Here is a 25,812-nt window from a genome sequence, read left to right as displayed (position 1 = left end):
ATATTTTTAAAGTTAAACATAAACACGAGCTACTTCACTATCTGTAAAGTGTAAAATGTCCAACAAATTCTTGATTATTTCGACTATCATTAAGTTTTACCACATACCAATAATCTCCGGTAGGCAACTCTTTACCATGATATTTTCCATCCCATTTTTGACCCGCTTTTAAAGTAGCCACTACACGACCGTAGCGATCAAAAATATCGAACGTTAAATCGTTGTAAATTGATGTACAACCTGGGCCCCATTCATCTAAAACTCCATCGCCATTAGGTGTAAAGTAATTGGTGATACAGACATCAACAAATTCAAAATAACTTGTTACGGTTGCTGTACAGCCATTTCTATCGGTTACCGTTACGGTGTAATCTCCAGATTCGTAATACACAAATGTGTTTTCACTTCCTACAGATTCTCCATTAAAAGTAAATTCATAAGGTGCTACGCCTCCTGTTGCCGTTGCTTCAATTTGGTTTAAACCTCCTTGTTTAATAGCTAACGCTAATGGTGTTACGCTATCCACATCAAAAAGCACGGTTGTTTTAATACAGCCATTGGTATGTCTAACATCAATATAATGCCCTACGCCTGCTGGCACATTTACAAAAACATTACTCGCTTGGTAAGCACCACCATTTAATGAATAATCTAAATCGGTTAAATCAGTAATACTATCGTCAACAAAAACAGTTACTGAATTACTCGACACATTATTAACACAACCAAAAGCGACCTCAACTTCAGGATTAATTAATACTGACTCTGGGAACGTAATATTCCACTCCGTTTCACAACCTAAATTATCACGAACATAAACCACATGGTCTCCACCACTTAAGTTAGTAAAATCGAATTGTGTTTGAGTTGCTCCTCCTAATGTATAACCAGCAGTAAGATCGTCTAGAACAACGCTATATGGCATTTCACCACCAACAAGCTCGACACTAAACTCACCATCCATATCGCCTTCACAAACCTCAGGGAATGTAGAATTTGGTACAAGACTCAATAACAGAGGCACAGCATCTTCTACTTCAAAATCTATAATTACAAAACACCCTAACTCATCTTGAACAACAGCTTGGTAAGTTCCTGGTGCTAATTGATCAAAAGTAGAATCGTCAAAAAATTGATCTAATCGAGGTGAAATAGCATATTTAATAATCCCTGTTCCTCCTGTTGCTGTAATGTCCAATACTCCATTGTTGACCCCTGGGCAGGTTACATTTGAAACCACATAACTTACATTTAAAGGATTTACAGGTCCTGTAATTGCAATTGGAATACTCGTTTCTAAACAATCTCCACTTTCTACTTCTACTAAATAATTTCCTTCAGGAAGTGCAGTAAAAACCCCTGGACTATTTTGAGTTGGCGCCGGAGTAATATCGTTTCCTGAACCATCTTGTAGCGTATAAATATAATTTCCTAAACCTCCTGATGCTGTAGCAATAATAACTCCCGTAGTATCACCTGTACAATTAATAGTTGCATTAGTTGTATCTAAATTAACTTGTAGGTTTGGTAAAGCATCTACGGTAATCTCGTTTGATGCATTTGCTGTACAGCCGTTTGCATCTCTCACAAAATAAGTATAAACTCCTGGTGCAGCATCGAAAGTAATGCTAGATACAAATGTACCTATAACTACTGCAAAGTCACTGGTTTCACTATATTCATAAGCGCCAGTTCCTCCTGATGCACTTAAAGTTAACTCGGCACTATTGATACACGTTGGTGATGTAGATTTTGCTAATACGGCTTCTACTTCTGTAGGTGCTGTAATTACAATATCTGCTGAAGTTTCACTACAACTATAACCATCGGTTACGGTTACATTATAAGTTCCTGCGCCTAAACCTGGGAACGATGTTCCTGTTTGTGGACCAGATGACGTTACCGTTGGTGAAACCATATTAAGTGTATATGTGTAGTTACTACCTTGTCCGCCTACTGTACTAGTAACCGTTATAGTTGAATTACTATCTGCAAAACAGTTTAGTAAAGTAATATCTGCACTCGCTGTTAAATTAATTGGCGTTGGATTTACTAATAACACATCAATAGCATCTTCACAACCTGAGCTATCTTTTACAGTAACTGTATAATTTCCGGCCACTAAATCTGTGAAATTACTTTCAGTTCCAAACGGTACTACAACCGTTCCGCCTGTATTTGATAACTGGTATTCATAAGCACCTGGCCAACCACCTGTAGCACTTGCAGAAATAGAACCATCGTTATTACCCGTTACACAAGTAATAGCTGTATGTGTTTCTGATATAGCTAAAGCTGCTGTTGGTGCAGTAATAGTAAAGTTTTTATTTACTGTACAAAAAGGTGCATTTGTTAAAGTAGCTGTAATTCTATACGTTCCGGATAAAAGTCCTGAGATATTAACTGGCCCAGCGTTTGTTACTATTCCGGTTGTAACCGAATTACCTAAATAATCGAATACTTCATAATTAAATGCTCCTGCATCATCTACAGGTGAAGGTGTTCTATCTATAAAAGTAACATCTACACTACCATCATTAGCACTAAAACAAGTAACATCAACTACATTATCTACAGTAAGATCGAATGTATCAGGGTTACTAACATAGTGTACATCTTGTACCATACAACCCGTATCCAAATTAACAACTGTAGCTAAATAATTACCAATTGATAAACCTGTAAAGTTTCCTGTTGTATTCACTTGGCTATAAATTCCGCCGTTTACACTGCCAACCACATCTTCTAAAGTGAATTGTAAGTTTGTTGGCGTACCACCTGATGTTGTTACAGAAATTGTAACATCTTCATCATTTGTACACGTAATAGCATTATCAATAGTAATTGTTAAGTCATCTAAAGAAATAAATGGATTAACCGAAGCCGAAGTAGAACCTAAACATCCTTTATCGTCATATACATTTATGGTGAATGTTCCTCCTAAAGTATTCGTTACTGTGTAAACATTACTAGAATTAGATTGAACAACAACACCATCGGCATCTCTAATAAATTCATAAGTAATAAAATTACCAGAACCACCAGACACACCTGCTACCGTTATTGTAGCATAGTTTGATGTATTTGTATTTGCTACACAAGCAAACTCTTCAACTGTTGGTGCAGGAACTACAATAGCGGTTGGCGTACCTACTGATACAATTTCTGTTTCGGTACAACCTCTTCCTGAAGTTACCTCAACAGTATAGTTTCCTGTTGGTAAACCTGTAAATACATTTGAGCTTTGCGCAGTTACCGTTGTTGGTCCCGCAATAATAGCGTAAGTATATAAAGGATTATCATTAGTTGCATCTAAATCTACAGTAATAACACCATCGCTATCACCAAGACACGTAACACCTATTGCTGTTGCAGTAAAGCTAACCGGAGTTGCTTGATCTAAATTAACTCCAACTGTATTTGTACAGTTTGTTACTGTATCTGTAATAGTTACAGTATAGTTGGTTAAGGCAGCAAGACCTGAAAATGTACTTCCTGTTTGTGTTATTGATGCTGAAGGACTAATGCTGAATGCATAAGAACCAGAACCTCCAGTACCTGATACTGTAATCTCTCCATCGTTTACATTACAACTTGGTAATGCTTCGATAGTAGATGTAACATCTACAACATCGTAAACAGTTATTGGCGTTGCATTTGTAAATGTACAACCGTTACCATCTTTAATAGTTACAAAATACGTTCCTTGATTGTTAACAGAGAATGTTGTACCTGCTTGAAAGCCTTCCCCTATAGAATACTCAAACGGCACAACACCTGTTGGATTGGTTACTGTAAACGAGTAAACATCCCCTGTTAAATTACATTGATTTAATGCTAAAGTTGGCACATCTACCGTTGGTAAAGCATCGGTAGTAATCACAACATCTATAAAATCTGTACAACCGTTGCTATCCATAACCCAAACATCCCAATTTGTGTTTGTTGCTGGGTCTAAAGTAGCGCTTGCACTATTTGTATAATCTCCTGTACTTGGTACCACACCGTCTTCAACAAAAGCATATTGATATGGAGCTGTACCATTACTTGCCGTTACACTTACTTGTGCACCAACATTACAATTTGCATTAATATTAGTGGCTTCTACAAGTGTTAATAAAGCAGGCTCACTAACATTAATAGTTGCTGTACTTATACAGTTTGTAGCCTCATCGGTAACTATTATAGTTTGGTTACCAACAGACAATCCTGTTAAATTTATAGTAGAACTTGTTTGTCCTGTTACTGCTGTACCTCCATTTATAGTATAACTATAAGTGCTTGCAAAGTTAGCTACTGTAAAATCTACAGCGCCATCGTTTCCGGTTGTACAACTAACATCGTCTACTAATAATCCTGATACTGTAATATTAGTAACTGGGTTTATAGTATAAGATTCTGTGTAATAACATCCACTAGCATCGGTAACTGTAAATACATAATCACCAACTGCTAATCCTGGAAAAACACCAGTTCCGTTTGATGCAACACTTGCTGCAGGAGCTATAATTTCAAAAGTAAATGGAGCAATACCATTTGTTACTGTTAAAGTTACCTCGCTTGTTGTAACATCGCAAGTAATAGCTGTTGCAGCAAAATCTAAATCGGTTGGAGCATCTGTTGGAGGCACCATCACATCTATAGAAGTCTCACTAATACAACCATTGGCATCTTTTACAAAAGCTGAAACTGTTCCAGAATTGTAAGTATTAAATGTATTTGTAGATGTATAATTTGCACCACCATCAAAACTGTAAGTATAAGGTGATGTACCACCACTACCTGTAACTATTACAATAGCTTGTTGTGTTGCGTTTCCTGCTCCACATGTTAACTCTTGTGTTAAAACTCCAGAACCTGTAACAATTGTAGGTTCTGTAATAGTCACTGAAACTGGAAAAGACTCACAATTTTTGCTGTCTCTAACAACAATATCGTAAGATCCTTCGCTTAAATTACTAAATACATTTGAAGCCTGAAAAGCACCACCATCGATACTATATTCAAAAGGCGCTACTCCTCCTGTTGCTGTGACAGTAACACTTCCGTCTGCACCTAAATTACAAGTTACATTAGTTTGAACCGTAGTTAATGTTGGAATTATTGCATCTTCAACAACAATTACTCCAGATTCCGCGATACAATTTTGTGTATCCGTAACTCTAAATTGATATGTTCCACTTGTAGCTGCCGTGTAAGGCGAACCAGCTATGGCAACATAACCAGTACTATTATAATCAACTTCATAGGTATAGGTTCCTGTTCCTCCAGAAGGTGTTAAATCTATAGTAGCACCAGGTGTTACTGTACAATCTATTTCTTTTGAAAGATTAGCATCTAATAAAATTGGAGCGTTTACAATGTAAGTTTGTGTTGCAATACAACCATTTCCATCTTGGACACTTAAAGTATAAGTTTGCGCTGCCGTAATAGTAAAATTAGGACTAGATTGATATGCGCCACCAATGCTGTAAGTTAAAGGTGTAATAGCTGTACCAGTACCTTCAACTAAAGTTATATTAATTGGTGTTCCATCAAAACATTGCGGAGCCACTGTATTTAATGTTGGTTCCGGATCTTTAATAATAGTTTCCTGTTCAAACCTAACACAACCGTAAGCATCTCGGACATACACATCGTAAACTCCTGCTGCTAATTTAAATGTATTAGAAGTTCCCCAAGCTGTATCGTCTACGCTACCACCTGTTAAAACAGTCTGATATTCGTAAGGTGATGTTCCGTCTTTAGCTATAGCTGAAATAATACCCAACTCATTACAAGTTTCATTTTTTGTAGATGAAGCTGTTATGCTTAATTCAATAGCCGATTCTGTAATGTTAAATGAACTTGTAACCACACTACAACCTACGTTAACTCCAACAGTTTCTTCAATAACTATAACATAATTACCAAAATCTAATAGACCTAAATCTGTAACTGTTAAAGTACCATTGGCAGGTACAGTTCCTGTTCCAGATACACCTGTTGTTGTAACAGATTGCGAATTATAAATTTCATAATTAACAATGGTATCAATACCATAAATACTGTTAATATCAAAAGAAACGGTACCATCTGCACTACCTGTACAAGTAATGTTGTTAGGAACAATTGAAGTTGTTGTTAATGATGAGCTTGTTGGCACTGCTGTATCCGATGTTTCATAGTAATAACATCCTGTAAATTCATCAAAAACAATAAATGTGTAAGTTGCTCCTGGAATTAAACCTGCAAAAGTTGTTTTTTCACTACCAACAGCGTCTTCATCTTGCCATGCTCCACTTGGTGGTGACGTATACACCATCCCTGGCCCTTCGTAAATCGCAAAATGGTAAGGTCCGTTACCTGTTAAAAGTGACCCTATTGATACCTCAGCAGTTCCACCTGTTAAACAATCTGCAGTCATTTTTATATCAATGTCTAAATTATCTGGTGGAGATGCTACTAATATATTTTGTTCCATTACAGAACAACCATTCGCATCCGTAATTATAATTTCATATAAACCAAAATCTACAACTTCAAAAACCTGACTTGTTCCGGGCTGGTTAACTATTTCCACATCGTAACCATTTACACCGGTAACATGGTAAGAATAATTAGGTGTACCACCACTAACTGAATTTATAATAATTTGACCCAAAGACACACTAGGCGATCCCGAAGTATCACACGTAATAGGATCTACATCAAAATCTAAAATAATTGGATCTGGCTCTGATATAGTAATAGCTTCGATATCTGTACAACCTTTAGCATCGGTTACTGTAATTATATAATCTCCTGCTGCTAAACCTGAAGTTTGCGTTCCATAATCTGTACCTGTAGTTGTATTAGTTACATTTATTTCAAATGGCGCTAAACCAACCGAAGGATCTATAGAAACAGTTATTGCCGCAGTTTCTTCCGAAGAACATGCAATATCTTGAGTTTGGGTTACACTTAAAATTACTGGGTTTGTAGCTGTTGTAACTGTAACACTATTGGTCACAATATCACAACTGTTGGCATCTGTTATTCTAAATTGATACGTGCCTGCTGTAGTTGTTGTATAAGGTGAACCTGAAATGGTAGAGTAACTAGTACCACCATCATCACTTACCTCATAAGTGTAAGTTGCATTTCCTCCTGATACTGAAATATCAATAGACGCTTCAACAGGTAAAGAACACGTAAGATCTTCTGTTAATAACACACTTGCACTAAGCGGTGCATAAACATCTGTTGTTGTTGCGCTTGTTGCTATACATCCATTACCATCTTTAATTGTGATCGTATAATTTCCTGGAGTATTTACTGTAAATGTAGGGCTGGTTTGAAAAGAAGCACCGCCATTAATACTATAAGATAATGGAGCGATTCCTGTACCTGAAACTGTAAACGTAAATCCTGAAGCTGCCGTACATTGGTTAGATACTGCTGGCGCCGTAACTGTTGGCCCCGTTTCCGCTATAATAGTAACTGTTGTAAATTCAGTACAACCATTGGCATCTTTAACATACACATCCCAAATTAAATTGGCCGCCGTACTTGTATTTACAGTAATAACGTTACCACTATTATAATCTGTCGTTGCAGGTATTGCTCCTGTTAAAACTGCCGCATAAGTATAACTTGGTGTTCCGTTATTTGCTGTAACCGTTATTTGTGAATTATAATTATTACAATGTACATTAGTTGCAACTGCAGATAAAGATAAAGGTGTTACTGGCTCCGTAATGTTAATGGTTTCGGTAGCTGTACAACCCGTAGTTTCATCTGTTATAACAATAGTTTGATTTCCAGCAGGTAAGCCTGTTAGTGTTATTGTTGCATTTGTTTGCGTTGTAAAAGCTGTACCTCCATTAATAGTGTAAGTATAAGTTGAAGCAAATTCCGCTACTGAAAACTGAACACTTCCAGTAGTATCTCCACTACAAAGTACATCGCTTAATTTTAAACCTGTAACGGTAATATTTGTAACAGGATCGATAGTATAAGATTCTGTGTAATAACAACCGTTAGCATCTGTTACTCTAAATACATAAGTTCCTGCGGTTAGATTATTAAAGACATTAGATGTTTGTTGTGCTACAATAATTGGTGAAGGAGAAATTGTTTCATATTGTAAAACGCCTACTCCATTGGTAGCCGTTATAGTTGCTGTAGCTTCTGTTGCTAAACACGTAATATCGGTTACTGAAACAGATAAATCTGTTGGAGGGTTTAAAGGTTCAATAGAAATATTTTGAGCTACTGTTAAACAACCATTAGCATCCTTAACAACATAAGAAAATGTTTGTGTTGTTCCGTTATCATTAACCGTTAATGAATTATTAGATGTAAACGTTGTACCACCATTAAAACTATACTGATAAGGAGATGTTCCCGTTGTTGGAACAGTAATAGTAATTGTGGCATCTTCTTTTGTATTGGTTGCACTACAACTAAACTCCGTTGCATTTGCTGTCGCTGTTAAGGTGGTTGGTTCTGTAATAGTAACACTTACCGTATTTGTACAATCTTTACTATCTTTTACGTAAAAACTATAAGTACCAGCCGCTAAACCTGTAAAGGTGTTTGTTGCTGAAAACGTTATATTATCATCACTATAAGTATAACCACCAGATCCTCCTGAGCCTGTTAACTGTACAGATCCATCAGAATTACTGTTGCAAGTAACATTAACTTGAGTAGCTGAAACTGTTGGAGTTGATATCGCATTTACATTAATAACATTAGATGCTACAACACAACCTTCAGAATCGGTTATTTCAAATTGATAATTCCCAGCTGTTGCTGTATCTAAGCTGAATGTATTTCCTGTTAAAGATACCGTTCCTGCTCCTTGTAATAAAGCAACTGTATATGGAGCATAACCTTGAGAAATAGTTCCAGATATTGAAGCTTCTGGAGAAGTTGTACAATCTAATTCTTTTGTTAACTCTACTGCTACAGCTACTTGAGGTGCTATAGTTTCTGCAGGTAAAACAACTGTACATCCGTTAGCATCGCGAACTGTAACTGTATAGTTACCTGGCGCTAAATTATTAAAAGTATTGCTAGCTTGATAAACTCCACTTGTAATACTGTATTCATAAGGAGTTTGTCCGCCTGCAGCATCTACAACTAGAGACCCGCCGCTTGTTGGATTATAGCAAAAATTAGAACTCGTACTTATTGTTGCCGTTGGAGCAGTTACACCAGAAAGAGTAAGTGTAGTAGTCGCTACACAATTGTTAGCATCGGTAGCTCTTATCGTATAATCTCCTGCTGAAATATTTGTTAAAATACCATGACTTGGGAAATTAGATATTAAATTTAATGTTGCTGTTTCTAACAACTCGTACCTATAAGCCGCTGTTCCGCCTGTAGCTGTTGCTGTTATTGTAGAACCAGTAATACACGTAATTGGTGTTCCTGAAGCGGTAACTTCAAAAAGCCCTGGCTCAGAAATAGTTTGAGAAAAAGGGAAACTACATGTTTCAAAGCGTATCAGCACATCATAAGTGTCTGCACCTAAACCTGTAATTGTATAAGGCGAGGTCAATTGAGTTATCCAGGTTGCTCCATTATCTATTGAATATTCAAATCCTGTAGCGCTATCGAAATTTTCTGCAGCAATACTAATACTTCCATCTGCGGCTCCGTTACAACTTACGTTTTCAAACCCTGTAATACTTGCTGAAAATGCTTTTCCTGAATCTACAACAAAAGGAAATTCTACTTCCGTAATACAACTTTTGGGTAATTGATATACGGTAATATCATCAACAGCAACATCATTACCATCATTTTGTTGCACATTAGATCTTAATATAAACCGTAAACTAGTGTTAGCTCCTGGGTCTAATGTTATAGGTGTTTTCGGGTAACTTTCCCATTGATTACTTTTTGGAATTTCTCCCGTACTGTAAGAAGAAATTTCATTACCAGATGCATCAATTAAAGCAACTGCTAAATCAGGATTAGCTCCTGATGTCCCTGATCTCAATAAATTTATAGCGTAAAACTCAACATTAATAGGTTGATTTGGAATTATATTATCTATATATTTTTCATAAAGTATTTCAGTTGCAGGTATGCTAGAACCAATATTTACAGCCAAATATCTTCCGTCTGCAGTTGCCGGTGTCGTCGCTGGTGTATGATCTCCTGGTTGAAGCCAAGTGCTATATGGTCTTACTATTTCAGCCGTAACAGAATAATCTCCATCCTGAATATTAATTTGACCTTTACATTCCGATCCTACAACCTGTCTTTCAAAACAATAATAAGTCGGGTTTATCCCAGGTGAAGAGGTATCTTCACCATACCCAAAATTTTCATATAATAAATTACTATAAGTAGTTACACTTTTTAATTGATAATCTACAGTAACCGTATGCGGACCACTTGGCACATTTAAAAACACGGTTGGATCTGAGGTGTTTGTATTTAATACGCCATCTAATAAATAATTATAAGAAAACATGTCTACCTCCGAATTTGTAATAGTTACCGTGGCATCGGCTGTACCATCACAATTAAAATCAGGATCAGAAACATCAATAGTTGGCGCTACTGGTTCCGGATCTAAGGTGATTGACGGCATAGGATAAATACACCCATTTGCATCCTTAATATATAAGGTATAAGTTCCGGCAAACACGTAAGCTTCATTTGAAGTTACCCAACTTGCTTGATTATCAAAACTGTATTCATAAGGAGGTGTTCCGCCTTGTGGGTTTGTAATACGTACTTTACCTTCTCCTGCGGGCCCGCAACCTGCCAATTCTGAAACGCCTGATGATGCTGTTAAAGCGGTATCAGGTTCATTAATTGTAATACTTTCGGAAGTTGAAAAACATTCCGCCCCATCTAAAACATACTTAACTATCGCAATATAATCTCCTCCATTAAGGTTTGAAAAAACAGGGTTAGAAACATAAGTAACGCCATTATCAATACTGTATTCTAAAGCGTATCCGTTTGCATTGGTAACATCAAATTCAATTTCTCCTGAATTATCATTATAACATAAAATATCGTTATGAGTTGTAGTAAAAGTTGGTATTGGATTATCTTCTACAGTTATAGAGGTATTGGCAACGCAATTGTTTGAATCAATCACCATAATATCAAAAACACCTGCGGAAGTCACATCAATTGTTGGTACAGTTTGAAATTCTGTTGTACTATTTACAAAGTAGAAATAAGGTGCTGTTCCGCCTTCTGGATACACGGTAATTTCACCATCAGAACAAGTTAAAGGACTGGTTAAAGCCGATGTTGCTGTTAATAATGGCGGATTAATAATTTCTATAATTTCAGAATAAACACAGCCATCTTCCGTAGAAATATTAACCGTATAAAATCCAGGGTTTAAATTCTCGAACGTATAACTACTTTCTGTTATTGGCCCCACACTATTTATAGACATTACGCCACTTACAATTGAAAAATTATATTGAGGTCGCACATCGTTAGCGGCTAAAATAACGCTGCCTTTTTCACCATTACAAAACGGTTGTTCTATAATAACGGAAGCTGTAAAATCGCGATCACGAATTTGAACATCTGGAACCGTAAAAACACATGGGTTTGGAGTTACTCCTATTTGTCTTACATAAACCGTATAAATATCTGCGGAAGAAACGGAAAACACATTACTTGTTTGAAAATTAACACCATCGATACTAAACTCATATCCACTTGGCACACCACCAACAACAATTTCGCCAGGCGTGGTACAGTAGATATCGCGAGACGTTACGGTTGGTTCTAAAACATTTTCATATACATTGAAATAAAATTGACTAAAACAACCTCCTGAATAGTTTAAGGTTAATCGGTATTGGCCGGCAGTATCTGCGGTAAAATTAGGACCGGTAGTTACTTGATTCCATAAGCAGGTATCACTTTCATTAGCGCAATCTTGATCGATAACAGCGTCGCAACTAGCAACATCTAATTGCTCCCAAATGATGGATGATGTATCGGATATCCCTGTTTGAATTACAGTGGAATCATTCGCTCCACAAAGAAATATATTAGGTAATTGCTTCCCATCATTTGGACAAATTACCACCTCATCAGCAAAAGGAATCACTGGATTTTCAACGGTTACACCAAAATTAACCACATTAAAAACTTGGGTAATCGATTGGCATGGCGCTACGGCTTCATTATAAACATAATATGTTCCAGTTTCCGTTACGGTAATAGATTGCGTATTTCCAATAACAGGTGTTAAGGACGGACTTGTAGACCAGGTATAACTATTATATCCATTTGCCGCTCTTAATTCGGTACTTGCGCCACACAGGATCACTTCTTCTTCAAAAACACAATCATTAATGTCAGCTAAAAAGTTGGTTGCTCCGGGGTTTAACAAGCAACCTGTATTCTCTGAAAAACTAGGATCGTCAGAAATGGTAAAATTAGGATTAAGCGTCCCTTTATATGTTGCAAACGCTTGATTGTCGATTAAGTTTGAACAGGCATCACTCAACAAACTACAGGTTGAAACGACGGTTACCGCAAATCGAATTTCTTGAAGAGGATCGTTTTCTTCAACAACCGATTTATCAACCTTAAAAACCAATTCTTGAGTACTTTCAGTATAACTCTCTACCGAAACACCAGGCGGTAATGTTGCTAAGTCTTCCGGATAATTAAAAACAATATTTGTTGGTAATACATCTCTAATAGTAAGCTCGGTAGCATCATCATTCCCTGTGTTTTGAAAACCAATAACGTAATTTAATTGATCGCCAAGTTCTACAACTTGTCCACCAATATTGGTCCCCGTATTATCTTCTACAATTTTTGTAAGTACAATTTTAGGCTCGATAATTTCGACAGCCAAAGCGAAAAAGTACTGAAAATAAGTATCTCCACCACTTTCTAATCGTACAATGGCATCGGTTGCATTGTTATCAATTACGTTATTTCCTGGATTTGGCACCACCATAACTCCAGTATCAAAACCAAGTGTATTAGCACTATTTGGGTTTCGGTTATTTACCGGTGTTGCGCTTAAATTAGTTACCGAACTATTAAAAAAGTTACTCGCACTACGATCGGCAGAAGACAGATTAACGCCATTAAGTTTTAATCTATCGTTAACAATAGGGCTATCGCCTTCTAAAGTAGCAAAAGCAAAGGTAGAACGCACTGGTGCTGGTGCAGGAATGGTTCTAAACCCTGAAATAGGCACATCTAAATTTACGCTGGTACTAATAGCACTAAACCCATCGAAACTAGTGATGGATTTCCCGGGTAACGTAGGATCTTCATAAACCACAAAAAGTGACCAACCCGCAGAATACCCTGTACGATTTCTTGGATTAAACGCTCCTGTTTCGCCCTCGGCACTCGATACATTGGCTACAGTATACGTTCCTAAGTCGTTACCTAAAGCGGTAACAATATTAGTAACATCAGCATAACAAGAATACGGATAACTATCGTTTGCGACTAAACTGGTTGCTTGAAAAATAACCGTACCATTAATATCATGATAATCGCCCGTTGGACCTTTAAATTTCACTTCAGAAATTGGAGCTGTTCCGGCCGTAACGCCACCCCAATATAGTCCTGCATAAATAATTTTATAACAATTAGGGTTTGGAATACCCAAATCGGCACTCGTAGAACTAAAGGTTGAAGGATCTCCGTCGATATCAATATATCGCATATCAACATCGTCATTATAAACCGACCTATCATTGAATGCATTATTACTAGGGCCTAAAATATTATTCCCTATTAAAACAATATCTCCTTTTAAATCTTGATCAAATCGAGGCGTAAACGGCACAAAATTTTGAGCAAAAGTCTGCAAACTCAGTAAGAGCAACAATACCGAAAAGGTAATTTTTAAGTGCGTATTTTTTTTCATGCGATTATATTTTTTTATTTATTTTTCACAGAGCTATTCATGAAAAACAAATTAATATCCTTAACATTTTTAATGTTATTAATTTTCTATTTTAACCATAGACATTTTACTGTTATATGGCTCTGTTCCTTTAGACTGCAACATTCTTGTGGCGCTTTCGATATCATTAAACTTTTCATAATAGATGAAATATTTATTACTGGTCACATCGAAAAAGAAATCAATATTTGACTGTCCCGCAGCAACCGCTTTTGCTAAAAAGGCGTCTCTTTGAACCACATCGGAATGCACTGCAACAACCATATAATAACCACTTTCGGCATTTTTAACTGCTTTCACAATTTGGATATTACTTTGAATATCTCCAAAATCGAAATCTTCAGATTTAAGAGGTATAGCGCTTTCTTCTGTAAATTGCTTAATGCTTTTTAATGCTGCTCGATCTTTAACATAACGATCTTCTTCATTATCATAAGCAGCCTTTTTTATACGACGTTTTCTTTCTATATCGGTAGCAATCTTAATGCGCTCTAAAGTTTCCTCCACCTTCGCTTTTGCTTCCCTTGCTTCTTTTTGTTCTTTATTGAAAATCTCAATAGCATCTAAGTAAATCATGTTAACAGTATCCTCTTTACTTTTTACTTTTTTCAATCGTGCTTTATATAATGTTTCTATTTCTTTAATTTTTGCACTTCTATTATTAATCACCGCTTCAAGCTCTATTTTTAAAGCTTCTAATGCGGCATTTTCTGCAGACACACTTTTAAAAGGCTTTGGAGCACTTACAATACCTTGATCTCTTAAATCATTTTCCTTTTTTAAATCGTCTAAGTCTTTTTGCTTACCAGACATTTTTTCATTCAATCGATTTAATAAATCGCGTTGTTCTATTTTCGACGCATCGGTTAATTTTGTTAAATCGATCATGGCACGTGTTGCAGCGTCCATTGGTCCATTTCCAAGAACATCAGCAATTTCTTTTGCTTTGGAAGTTTCACCGTTTTTATTTTGACTTTCTGAAACAACTTCTTTCGCTTTAGCTTGCGCTTCGGCTAATTGTTTTGCTTGAGCAACTTCTTCCGCTTTAGCCTGTGCTTCTGCTAATTGTTTCGCTTGAGCAACTTCTGCAGCTTTAGCCTGCGCTTCTGCTAACTGTTTTGCTTGAGCAACTTCTGCTGCTTTAGCTTGCGCTTCTGCCAATTGTTTCGCTTGAGCAACTTCTTCAGCTTTAGCTTGCGCTTCGGCTAATTGTTTTGCTTGAGCAACTTCTGCTGCTTTAGCTTGCGCTTCTGCTAACTGTTTTGCTTGAGCAACTTCTTCAGCTTTAGCTTGGGCTTCTGCCAATTGTTTCGCTTGAGCAACTTCTGCTGCTTTAGCCTGTGCTTCGGCCAACTGTTTCGCTTGGGCAACTTCTTCCGCTTTAACTTGGGCTTCTGCCAATTGCTTTGCTTGAGCAACTTCTTCGGCTTTAGCTTGCGCTTCTGCTAACTGTTTTGCTTGAGCAACTTCTGCTGCTTTAGCCTGTGCTTCGGCCAACTGTTTCGCTTGAGTAACTTCTTCGGCTTTAGCTTGCGCTTCGGCTAATTGTTTTGCTTGAGCAACTTCTTCAGCTTTAGCTTGGGCTTCTGCCAATTGTTTCGCTTGAGCAACTTCTTCAGCTTTAGCTTGCGCTTCGGCTAATTGTTTCGCTTGAGCAACTTCTTCAGCTTTAGCTTGCGCTTCTACCAATTGTTTAGCTTGAGCAACTTCTTCTGCTAACTGTTTTGCTTGAGCAACTTCTACCGCTTTAGCCTGCGCTTCTGCCAATTGTTTCGCTTGAGCAACTTCTTCAGCTTTTTTAGCATTTGCTATTCGATTGGCTCTAAATATTTCGTTATCACTTTCTGTACTTTCATTATTTCTACCACGTTTTGCTCGTGCCTTTTCTTCTGCTGTTCGTTCAACTTTGGCAAGTGCTTCTGCTCTAGCTTTTTCTTGAGCTACTTTTTTAGCTTGAGCAACTTCTGCTGCTTTAGCTTTTTCTTCAGCAATTCTTTCTGCCTTAACAATAGCTTCTTGTTTCGCTTTTTCTATTGCTAATTCCTTTGCTTTTGCAACGGCTTCTGCTTTGGCTAATTTTTCAGCTTCGTATTTTGCTTTTCGCTCTGCCGCTTTTTGAGCGCTAGCCACTCGGTTAGCTCTAAACCTTTCTTTATCACTTTCCGAAGACTGCGTATTTTTACTGCGTTTTACTGTTGATTTTCTTCTTTTATTGGATGAAGAAAAAAGTCCTACCTCTTTATCATCATCGCTATAATTATATCTGTACTTCTTTTTGAATTTATAAGCCAAAGTAATTTCATGAGAAACGCCAAATCCTGAAAACTTACCTAAAGATTTTTCGTAATTATATTCCAATCCTATTTGGTTGCTTATGTTTAAACCTAATCCCACCGACGCGCCGTAACGTGTGTGATATCCAATTTGTCCCCAAATTCCTTTTGGTACAGTAAGCATCATAAGCCCCGAAAACAAGGTTTCTTCTTGTCCGACTTCTGTTCTTAATAATCCCGAAAATTTAGTATTATCAAAAAAACCACGGTTTTGCATATAACCAGTATACATGATATGCCCCTGAATATTTTGCTCCGGATTATCTTCTATCAACTCGGAAGCATTCAAATTATAAGACACTAAATTGTTAACCGAAATTCCAAAATCGAAAAATGCGGTTCCGTAATTCAATCCTGGGTTTATTGTTACTACAGCACTTTTTTCAATAGAATTTAATGCCGAATCAGGAAAATTAGTAACAACTCGTCCTTCATTAATCCCACTTTGATAAAAGGCCACATTAGCACCAAATGTTAAGTTGCTATCTCTATTAAAAACGGCATTATAGGCAAAATTTAAAATGCCTCCAAAATTAGAAAAAACGCCATAATCTTGTTGAAAAAGGCCTACACCTAAACCTGTATTTTCACTAAGACGACCAGAATAACTCACCAAATAAGTTTGTGGTGCATTATCGAATTGTATCCATTGTTTTTTGTTGGTAACAGTGATGTATTTATTTTGTTCGCGCACAAAACTAAAGGTTGGATGGAGTGCATATTTATTGAATTTCAAAGAATTCCTCACGGGAAGCGTAAACGCAACAACGCCATTCTCTTGAGAATGGAGCTGGGCTAAACAAAGCAATATTACGATATGTAAAATATATTTTTTCACGCTACTTTATGACGGTTATGGAACCTTGCTTCTTTTCTTTATTAGCTGTTGTTATTATATAATAATAGACCGGATTTATACCGTTTAATTCTAGCGGTTCTTGTGGCCAATTATTTTGATAATCATCAGTTTTAAAAACAATTTCGCCTTGGGAACTCATAATTATAACTTCGGAAGTGGTGCCGCTTACATAACTTATTGGAATAACCCAAGTATCGTTTTCGCCGTCTCCATTCGGGCTAATAACGTTCGGGATATTTTCAACATCGGGAAATAAATCGACCATTTTATCCACCTCAAACTCAAATGTTATTATGGATACGCATCCTGAAGTTTGTTTTACTTCAACCTTATAGTTTCCTTTTTGACTGGCTTTAAAAGTATCTGTTGAAGCTCCTGTTATTGGTGTATCATTTAAATACCAAACAAATTCAGGGTTTATCGCCGTAGTCTCTACAATAACTTCCAAAGTCTCGTCGGGTTCAATAATATTGGTTTCATCTACATTAATACTAGCCGTGAAATCTGTGTTTTCTAAAACTATTGATGCACTTGTAGAACAGTTTCCTAAATCTACATTTACCGAATAAGTTCCTTCTAAATTAGTGCTATACATTTGGTTTGTAGCACCAGGAATTTCGGTTCCGTTAATATACCACTGATATGCCGATCCGTTAATAGCTGTTAAAGTGGTTGGCCCTTCGCTTGCACAATACGGAATTTCTATACTCGACTTAATATCGAATGTGGTGACACCCGTTTCTAATTCTCCAACAGTAACCCGATTAGAAAACGAGTCTGATGTACAGGTACCATAATTAGTTTCAGCAAAATAAACACCCGGGGTATTTACCGCTAAGGTATTTCCGCTAGCTACAAATTCTGAAGATGTTAAACCTGTTACGCGAAACCAATTGAATGATAATGATGGATATTTTAGAGGAGAATCGTTCATGGAATCTCCAGGGTTATCTATCGTCAAAAGATAGCTTCCACCAGAACAATAAGATCCTGTTTCAATTAAATTATTAATAGAAAATGGCGTATTCTGAATTTTATAATAGGCCGCAAAAGCAACAGAAGCTGTACTACTAGCCACAGGAGCTGTACTTTTAATTCGTAATTTATAACTTTCGCCAGAGGTTGTGTTAGGTAGCGAAAAAGTTAATGTTGCTGGCGATGTTGTTACCTCTCCGGGTGTTGAGGTGTAAATTATTGAAGCGCTAGAGAAATCTCCTGTGGCATCGGAAAGTTCTATTGTAAACTGATTAGATGCTTCAAGCGCAGTATCTGGAGAAAATGCAAACGTGGTGTGATAGGTATTAAAAGATGGACTAGCGCAAGCTTGCGAAAAACCTAAGCTAGGTTTTCCTATAACTATTTGGGCATGTCCTGTTGCGATAAAACTCAAGGCAAAAAAAATAATAGCAGTTAAATATCTCATTCAATATTATCTTTTTAGTACTTAAAAATCTAGAAATCATTATTGCACCAACGCGTGTGTTAATACATATATAGAATTCTCCAAATTTATGAGAGCTTAAACTGGAAATAAAAAGTGTTCTAGAGTTATTTCAATGTATGGGGTTTTGGGTTATTAATCATTTTCAACATCGTGTGATGCAATAATTTTGTTAATTCGTAACCTAAAATCTGGTCTACGTTCGTTTCTAATATCAATAAATGTTTCTGCATTATGACTTTTAGAATACACATTATAAAAGGCTGCGTTACCGTACCAGTTTTCTAAATCTTCATTATTGGTGTTATTTTCAACAAAAATATTTCCGTTACAGTTATTAAAATACATGTTACTGAATTTTAATTTATCCAAATTTTCTTGATTTATATTAATTGTTTCGGCTAACAAAACAGCGGGATTAAAACCAGAAATAACACTTTTACTCATGTTTAACGATGCGTTTTGGGCTACAAAAATAGCTTCCTTAACCAAGCCTTTTTCAATATCAGCCTGTACATCTTCGCTATCATTCAGCATGGTTATATTTTTGGCGTGTACCGAAGTTCCTTTTTTAGTAAAATCAACTTCTGAAATTTCGTCGTAGCTTAAAACCATTAAACATCTTGATCCTTCACTACTTGATATATATGGCGATCTCACAGATAGCGAATTAGTTAATTCGCATTGTGCTCCATAGTTAAACTTAAAATCGTTACTATTCGTTCTGTACGATACTATTTTATCTAGTACTACTTCGCCACCCCAAACTTCAACAGCATCTCCAGCAGCATAACTTATCATCACATTATCAAATATAGTGTGTTTTCCTACGCCAGCTAATAAAAGTCCATTTAAATAACCGGCTCCCTTAATTCTTTTTCCGGCATATTCTATACGCACATAACGCATTACACCAGAGCAACCTTCTAAATTGTCACCACCATAACTTGTATGCGCATAATTACTAGGATTAAGATCGGAATGAAAAGATGCTACCGAACCATTACCAAATTTATTTAATGGGCCATCGCCCAAAATCATGATGCCTCCCCAATCTCCAGCACGCTTTACACTTTTATTTGAAGTAAAAACAATAGGATCGGTTTCTAAACCATCGGCCATAATTGTGGCGCCTTTGGTAATTGTAAGTGATGCTTTAGAATCTGAATCACCAATAATAACCGTTCCAGGTTCAATAGTAAGCGTCGCATTATTAGTTACAAAAACACTGCCCATAATAATATAGGTATCGCGTTTGTTTAAAGTAATATCTTCGCTAATATTCCCTGTTAGTATTTTATTTGGCTCTCTATAATCGCTTTGGTTTGGTTTAAACTCTGTCCAGTTTTCCAACCAATTATTAGCGCCTATGATACCTTTTTCTTGTTGGGCAAAAATACTGCCCGACACGGTAAGAAATATTAAGGTGATTAATGTAAAGTTTTTCATGACATTTAGTTTTAACTTAGCTTCAATTGTAATCGACTCTAAACTTTAATCAAAAATACATATTTTTATCCATCAAACGTCAATTTTAACGATGAAATACACTTTTTATTGATTTTTTTTTAAATTTAATCGACGAAATACACTTTGAAGCGTCAAAACCCCTGAAAATCAACATACAAGAAAATCATTATACAATCCATGAACGGCCATTTACCTATATACTTACCTTATAAAAGTACAAAAACCTTATATTTTAGTAAGAAAAAACTTAAACAACAGCTATTTAGACTAAAAAACAATCCTGTTGTAATTAATCCAATACCAACCCCAACCGAGCTAACCTTTCTCAAATAGAATATGTAACTTTGCTCCTAATATTTTTATTGACCAAAACTTCGAATGATACACATTCACGAAAAAACACTAAAAGACCTAGAATTTCAAACCGTTTTACAACAAGTTAGCGAGCTTTGCGTAACACCTTTAGGCCATCAAAAAGTTTTAGAAATTGAACCTTTTAAAACTAAAGAGGAATTACAAAACGCATTACTACTCACATACGAGTACGTGTCGTCTTTCGATAATGATAATCGCATTCCCAATCATGGTTTTGATACCATTGTCAAGGAACTAAAATTATTACGCATTGAAAACACGTTTTTAGAAGTGCATGGCTTAAAGAAAATTGTAGCCATGTCTATTTCTGTAAATGCCATTGTGGTATTTTTAAAGAAGTTTGAGGAATATTATATCAACTTAAACGCTTTTGCATCGCATATTGAAGTCACTAATGTGCTTATTGAAAAAGTAGACGCTATTGTCGATCGATTCGGAGATATAAAAGATAATGCATCAAATACCTTATTCGATTTACGCCAATCTATCAACCAAATAAAAGGAAAAATAAACGCGAGTTTTAGCTCGGCTCTAAACACTTATCACGGTTTAGAATATTTGGACGACATTCGCGAATCGGTAGTAGATAATAAGCGTGTACTTGCCGTAAAAGCGATGTACCGTCGTAAAGTTAAAGGTGCCATAATGGGTGGCAGCAAAACCGGAAGCATTGTATATATAGAACCAGAAACTACATTACAATATTCTAGAGAACTCAATAATTTAGAATATGAAGAGCACGAAGAGGTTATTCGTATTTTAAAAGAAGTTACTAATTTTATTCGTCCGTTTTTAACACTTTTAGAAGATTACCAATCTTTTTTAATTGATATTGATGTTATTTCCGCGAAAGCGAAATACGCAAACTCCATGAATGCGATACTTCCGGAATTCACCGAAGATGGCAGCATGAATTTACGAGACGCCTACCACCCGCTACTCTATTTAAATAATTTAGCAAAGGAAGAAAAAACATTTCCGCAAAGTATAAAACTAAAAAAAGACAGTCGCATTATTGTTATTTCTGGCCCCAATGCCGGCGGAAAAAGTATTACATTAAAAACAGTAGGTTTACTGCAAGTTATGCTGCAAAGTGGTATGCTTATTCCGGTACACGAAAGAAGTACAGTGACCTTATTCGATAGAATTTTAAGTGATATTGGCGATAATCAATCTATAGAAAACCATTTAAGCACCTATAGTTACCGTTTAAAACAAATGAATTATTTCTTGAAGAAGTGTAACAAAAACACGCTTTTTTTAATAGATGAATTCGGAACAGGAAGTGACCCAGAACTTGGTGGCGCTTTAGCGGAAACATTTTTAGAAGAATTTTACCATCGTGAAGCCTTCGGGATTATTACCACACATTATTCTAACCTGAAAATTCTAGCAAACGAAATGCCACACATGTTAAATGCCAACATGTTGTTTGACGAGCGCACACTCGAACCACTTTTTAAACTCGTTATCGGTCAGGCCGGAAGTAGTTTCACTTTTGAAGTCGCTCAAAAAAACGGTATACCTTATAGTTTAATAAACCGTGCCAAAAAGAAAATTGAACGTAGTAAAGTTCGTTTTGATGCTACCATTGCAAAACTTCAAAAAGAACGTTCTAAACTCGAAAAAACCGGGCAATCTCTAAAAGAAAACGAAAAGAAAAAAGGAGAAGAAGCCGATAAACTAGAGGAAATAAACACCAAAATACAAAGGAAACTAGAAAGCTATCAAGAACTTTACGATAGCAACCAACGCCTTATTTACTTAGGACAAAAAGTAAACGATATTGCCGAAAAATTCTTTAACAACAAACAAAAAAAAGAAATGATGGGCGAATTGTTTAAAATTGTTCAAATTGAAAACTCTAAACGTAAACGTGTTACTGTAAAAGAGAAAAAGAAAGTTAAGGCCAAAGAAATTCAAATTAAAAAAGAAGTAGAAAAGAAAGTAGAAGTTATTCGCGAGAAGAAAAAAGAAGCCAAGAAAAAAGCCATTGAAGCTCCTAAACCAAAATCAATAATCAGGCTTGGCGATCGCGTACGTATGGAAGATGGTCGTGCTGTTGGAACTGTAGATAAAATTGAAAAAAACAAAGCGGTTGTAAATTATGGCATCTTTACTACTAACGTCAGTATCGATCAGTTGGAATTGGTAGAGCATGTTAAGAAGTGATGAAACATTAACCTTCTTTTTAGATTAAACGTTATTTTGCCACGTTACCAAGATTTGGTATTTTTGAGTAAACTTAAATTTTCAAATGGGAAAAAACACATCAATATCACTTGGAGATCATTTTGAAGATTTTATTAAAGAAGAAGTAAAATCTGGCAGATACGGCTCTGTTAGTGAAGTTATTCGTTCAGCACTTCGATTATTAGAAAGAGAAGAAAAAAAAGAAAGCGCACTTATTAAAGCGCTCGAAATTGGAGAAAAAAGTGGCTTTGTTGAAAATTTTGACCCAAAACAAAATTTGACCGAATTACACAGCAAACACTTATGAGTCAAAACAAATATCGAATAAGTGAACAAGCCATTGCTGATTTAAATGATATTTGGGTTTATACATTTCATAAATGGTCGAAAGATCAAGCGGATAGATATTACGGCTTAATTATAGAAGAAAGAGAGTTTATTTCAAATAACTATCTCATTGGAAAATCGGTAGAGCAAACTCGAAAAAACTATCGTGTATCCAAAATCAAATCTCACCTCGTTTTTTATAGAAAAGCAGAAAATGATAGTGTTGAAATTGTTAGAATTTTACACCAAAGGATGGATAGTAAAAACCGATTGAAATAAAATCATAACAATCTCTAATCAAATACAAACTATTTGGTTTATACTGTAAATCTAGTCTCCGCACCCACGTAACAAACACAAAAACAACCCAATAACCCCTACTCAAAAAACAATCTCACTTTTTGTAGTCTAATCCTACATTCTTTTATATATATTTGCGATAGTAAACTTTAGGAGTAATTAATTATTAAGTTAATTAGTTTGAGAAATATCCTTAGAACCTGATTTGGTTAACACCAACGGAGGGAAAAGTTAACAGTGTAACCACTGCCCTTTTTTCAAATTCCAAAATCTTTTATTGTTTACAAAATTGTTTGACTAATTTTTTTTTAGTCTCCAAAACCGTTTTTGTATGATAAACATAAAAGTAAACAACCAAAATCACAAATTTAAAGTAAATAGCACGTTAGACCAGGTTCTAGACATGCTAGATATTTCTCCTCAAGGCATTGCGCTAGCCGTAAACCAAGACATTATCACAAAAGCACTTTGGAAAACCTACACCCTTACTGAGGGCGACAGTGTTCTAATTATTACAGCCACACAAGGCGGTTAACCCCTACTCCAAAAACAAATATTCAAACAAAAATTTAACCATAATATACTAACAGTTACAGCGAAAAAACCACAAGCCATGAAGCAAAAAGATACCGCTCCAAAACAAGACGGAATTACTAGAAATCCTTTTCCTAATTCTAAAAAAATATATGTAGAAGGCAAAATTCATCCACAAATTAAAGTGGCCATGCGCGAAATTTCTTTGAGCGACACCACCGATTCGATGACCAAAAAGAAAACGCCAAACGAGCCTGTAACTGTTTACGATACCTCGGGGCCATATACCGATCCAAACAAAAAAATTGACATCCACGCCGGTATCGAACGTATTCGTGAAAGCTGGATTAAAGAGCGTGGCGATGTGGAGCAGCTCGATGCCTTTTCTTCAGAATATTGCAACCAACGTTTAAACGATAAAAGTTTAGACCACATGCGCTTTTCGCTTCAAAAAAAGCCAATGCGAGCCAAAAACGGACAAAACGTAACCCAATTACATTACGCTAAAAAAGGTATTATTACGCCCGAAATGGAATACATTGCGATTCGTGAAAACCAACGTATCGACGAGATGACGGAGATTAGAAAACAACACAAAGGCGAACACTTCGGCGCTTCTATTCCCGATAAAATCACACCAGAATTTGTACGCTCAGAAGTAGCCAGAGGTCGTGCCGTAATCCCTTCAAACATTAACCATCCCGAAGCCGAACCTATGATTTTAGGTCGTAATTTCTTGGTAAAAATTAATGCCAACATTGGTAATTCTGCCGTAACATCATCCATAGAAGAAGAAGTCGAAAAAGCCGTTTGGGCATGCCGTTGGGGCGCCGATAATATTATGGATCTTTCTACCGGTGAGAACATTCACGAAACTCGCGAATGGATTATCCGTAACTCACCGGTTCCAGTAGGTACCGTGCCAATTTACCAAGCTTTAGAAAAAGTAAATGGTGTTGCCGAAGATTTAACTTGGGAAATTTTCCGAGATACCCTAATAGAACAAGCCGAACAAGGTGTCGATTATTTCACCATTCACGCTGGCGTTTTATTGCGTTACGTACCCATGACGGCCAAACGCGTTACCGGCATTGTGTCCCGTGGCGGTTCTATTATGGCAAAATGGTGTTTAGCACATCATAAAGAAAGTTTTTTATACACCCATTTCGAAGATATTTGCGAGATTTTAAAACAATACGATGTGGCTTTTTCTCTAGGCGATGGTCTGCGTCCTGGCTCGGTTGCCGATGCTAACGACGAGGCACAATTTGCCGAATTAGAAACCCTTGGCGAACTTACACAAATAGCCCGTAAGCACGAAGTACAGTGTTTTATAGAAGGTCCTGGTCACGTACCAATGCACATGATTAAGGAAAACATGGAAAAGCAAATTGAACTTTGCGACGAGGCACCTTTTTACACCTTAGGCCCTTTAACCACAGACATCGCGCCAGGTTACGACCACATTACATCGGGCATCGGTGCCGCCATGATTGGTTGGTACGGCTGCGCCATGCTGTGCTACGTAACCCCAAAAGAACACCTTGGTTTACCTAATAAAGAAGACGTTCGTGTTGGCGTGGTCACCTATAAATTGGCCGCCCATGCAGCCGATTTAGCCAAAGGTCATCCCGGTTCTCAACATCGCGACAATGCCTTAAGTATGGCACGTTTCGAGTTCCGTTGGGAAGATCAATTTAACCTTGGCTTAGATCCTGAACGCGCTCGCGAATATCACGATGAAACTCTACCTGCCGAAGGTGCTAAAATTGCACATTTCTGTTCTATGTGCGGACCAAAATTCTGCTCCATGAAAATTTCTCAAGAAGTGAGAGATTTTGCCGCCGAAAACGACATTGTAGACAACGAGGTTATTGCAAAAGGTTTCGAAGAAAAATCGAAAGAATTTAAAGAAAAAGGATCCGAAGTGTATCTTTAACAAAATAATTAGGGAGTTCCCGTGCTTTTTAGCAAAAGCACGGGCGGGCTTTCCGTTACAATCTTTTGCAAAAAAAGCAAAAGGATTTTCACTGCAATCCCTAACTCAGTGTCACGGCATATCGCTACGGCATAATAA

Annotated in this window: 9 protein-coding genes and 1 riboswitch; of the genes, 5 read left to right on the top strand and 4 right to left on the bottom strand. The window is 36.6% G+C overall.

Translation table 11 applies throughout. The annotated features are described in order from the left end of the window. Positions 1-37: 37 nt before the first annotated feature. The 4 genes from QWY92_RS15705 to QWY92_RS15690 all read right to left on the bottom strand — a co-directional run bounded on the left by QWY92_RS15705 (position 38) and on the right by QWY92_RS15690 (position 19,985). Positions 38-13,864 carry a T9SS type B sorting domain-containing protein gene (locus tag QWY92_RS15705; RefSeq protein WP_290272948.1) on the bottom strand — a complete coding sequence of 4,609 codons (13,827 nt, stop codon included), beginning with the start codon at positions 13,862-13,864 and terminating at the stop codon, positions 38-40. A 78-nt stretch (positions 13,865-13,942) separates the two neighbouring features. Then, positions 13,943-17,074: a PorP/SprF family type IX secretion system membrane protein gene (locus tag QWY92_RS15700; RefSeq protein WP_290272946.1), complete on the bottom strand. Its 3,132-nt coding sequence runs from the start codon at positions 17,072-17,074 to the stop codon at positions 13,943-13,945. A gap of 1 nt (position 17,075) precedes the next feature. Beyond that, on the bottom strand, positions 17,076-18,518 hold the full coding sequence (locus QWY92_RS15695; RefSeq protein WP_290272945.1) for a T9SS type B sorting domain-containing protein: 1,443 nt from the start codon (positions 18,516-18,518) through the stop codon (positions 17,076-17,078). Between the two features lie 153 nt (positions 18,519-18,671). Beyond that, positions 18,672-19,985 carry a beta-helix domain-containing protein gene (locus tag QWY92_RS15690; RefSeq protein ID WP_290272943.1) on the bottom strand — a complete coding sequence of 438 codons (1,314 nt, stop codon included), beginning with the start codon at positions 19,983-19,985 and terminating at the stop codon, positions 18,672-18,674. Between the two features lie 399 nt (positions 19,986-20,384). Here QWY92_RS15690 and QWY92_RS15685 point away from each other — a divergent pair, with 399 nt between their 5' ends. The 5 genes from QWY92_RS15685 to thiC all read left to right on the top strand — a co-directional run bounded on the left by QWY92_RS15685 (position 20,385) and on the right by thiC (position 25,674). Further along, complete coding sequence (locus QWY92_RS15685) at positions 20,385-22,553, top strand: endonuclease MutS2 (RefSeq protein WP_290272940.1); 2,169 nt, start codon at positions 20,385-20,387, stop codon at positions 22,551-22,553. Positions 22,554-22,638: 85 nt separating this feature from the next. After that, a complete protein-coding gene (locus QWY92_RS15680; RefSeq protein WP_290272938.1) occupies positions 22,639-22,881 on the top strand; it encodes a type II toxin-antitoxin system ParD family antitoxin in 243 nt (80 codons plus the stop codon). Then, entirely contained in the window at positions 22,878-23,180 is a 303-nt protein-coding gene (locus tag QWY92_RS15675; RefSeq protein ID WP_290272936.1) for a type II toxin-antitoxin system RelE/ParE family toxin, read from the top strand. Before QWY92_RS15680 ends, QWY92_RS15675 begins: the two co-directional genes overlap by 4 nt. Before the next feature lie 162 nt (positions 23,181-23,342). After that, positions 23,343-23,445: riboswitch (TPP riboswitch) on the top strand. 87 nt (positions 23,446-23,532) lie between these two features. Further along, on the top strand, positions 23,533-23,736 hold the full coding sequence (thiS, locus tag QWY92_RS15670; protein WP_290272934.1) for a sulfur carrier protein ThiS: 204 nt from the start codon (positions 23,533-23,535) through the stop codon (positions 23,734-23,736). A 78-nt stretch (positions 23,737-23,814) separates the two neighbouring features. Then, on the top strand, positions 23,815-25,674 hold the full coding sequence (gene thiC, locus QWY92_RS15665; protein ID WP_290272932.1) for a phosphomethylpyrimidine synthase ThiC: 1,860 nt from the start codon (positions 23,815-23,817) through the stop codon (positions 25,672-25,674). The last annotated feature ends 138 nt before the right edge of the window (positions 25,675-25,812 follow it).

Source organism: Algibacter miyuki, from assembly GCF_030409805.1.
GTDB lineage: Bacteria > Bacteroidota > Bacteroidia > Flavobacteriales > Flavobacteriaceae > Algibacter > Algibacter miyuki.
The sequence above is the reverse complement of the archived record's forward strand: the minus strand, read 5'-3'. Positions and strand labels throughout refer to the sequence as shown.

Coding starts and splice junctions, on each gene's coding strand:
- QWY92_RS15690 (WP_290272943.1), bottom strand. CDS start 19,985: ATGAAAAACTTTACATTAATCACCTTAATATTTCTTACCGTGTCGGGC.
- QWY92_RS15680 (WP_290272938.1), top strand. CDS start 22,639: ATGGGAAAAAACACATCAATATCACTTGGAGATCATTTTGAAGATTTT.
- QWY92_RS15675 (WP_290272936.1), top strand. CDS start 22,878: ATGAGTCAAAACAAATATCGAATAAGTGAACAAGCCATTGCTGATTTA.
- QWY92_RS15685 (WP_290272940.1), top strand. CDS start 20,385: ATGATACACATTCACGAAAAAACACTAAAAGACCTAGAATTTCAAACC.
- QWY92_RS15705 (WP_290272948.1), bottom strand. CDS start 13,864: ATGAAAAAAAATACGCACTTAAAAATTACCTTTTCGGTATTGTTGCTC.
- QWY92_RS15695 (WP_290272945.1), bottom strand. CDS start 18,518: ATGAGATATTTAACTGCTATTATTTTTTTTGCCTTGAGTTTTATCGCA.
- thiC (WP_290272932.1), top strand. CDS start 23,815: ATGAAGCAAAAAGATACCGCTCCAAAACAAGACGGAATTACTAGAAAT.
- thiS (WP_290272934.1), top strand. CDS start 23,533: ATGATAAACATAAAAGTAAACAACCAAAATCACAAATTTAAAGTAAAT.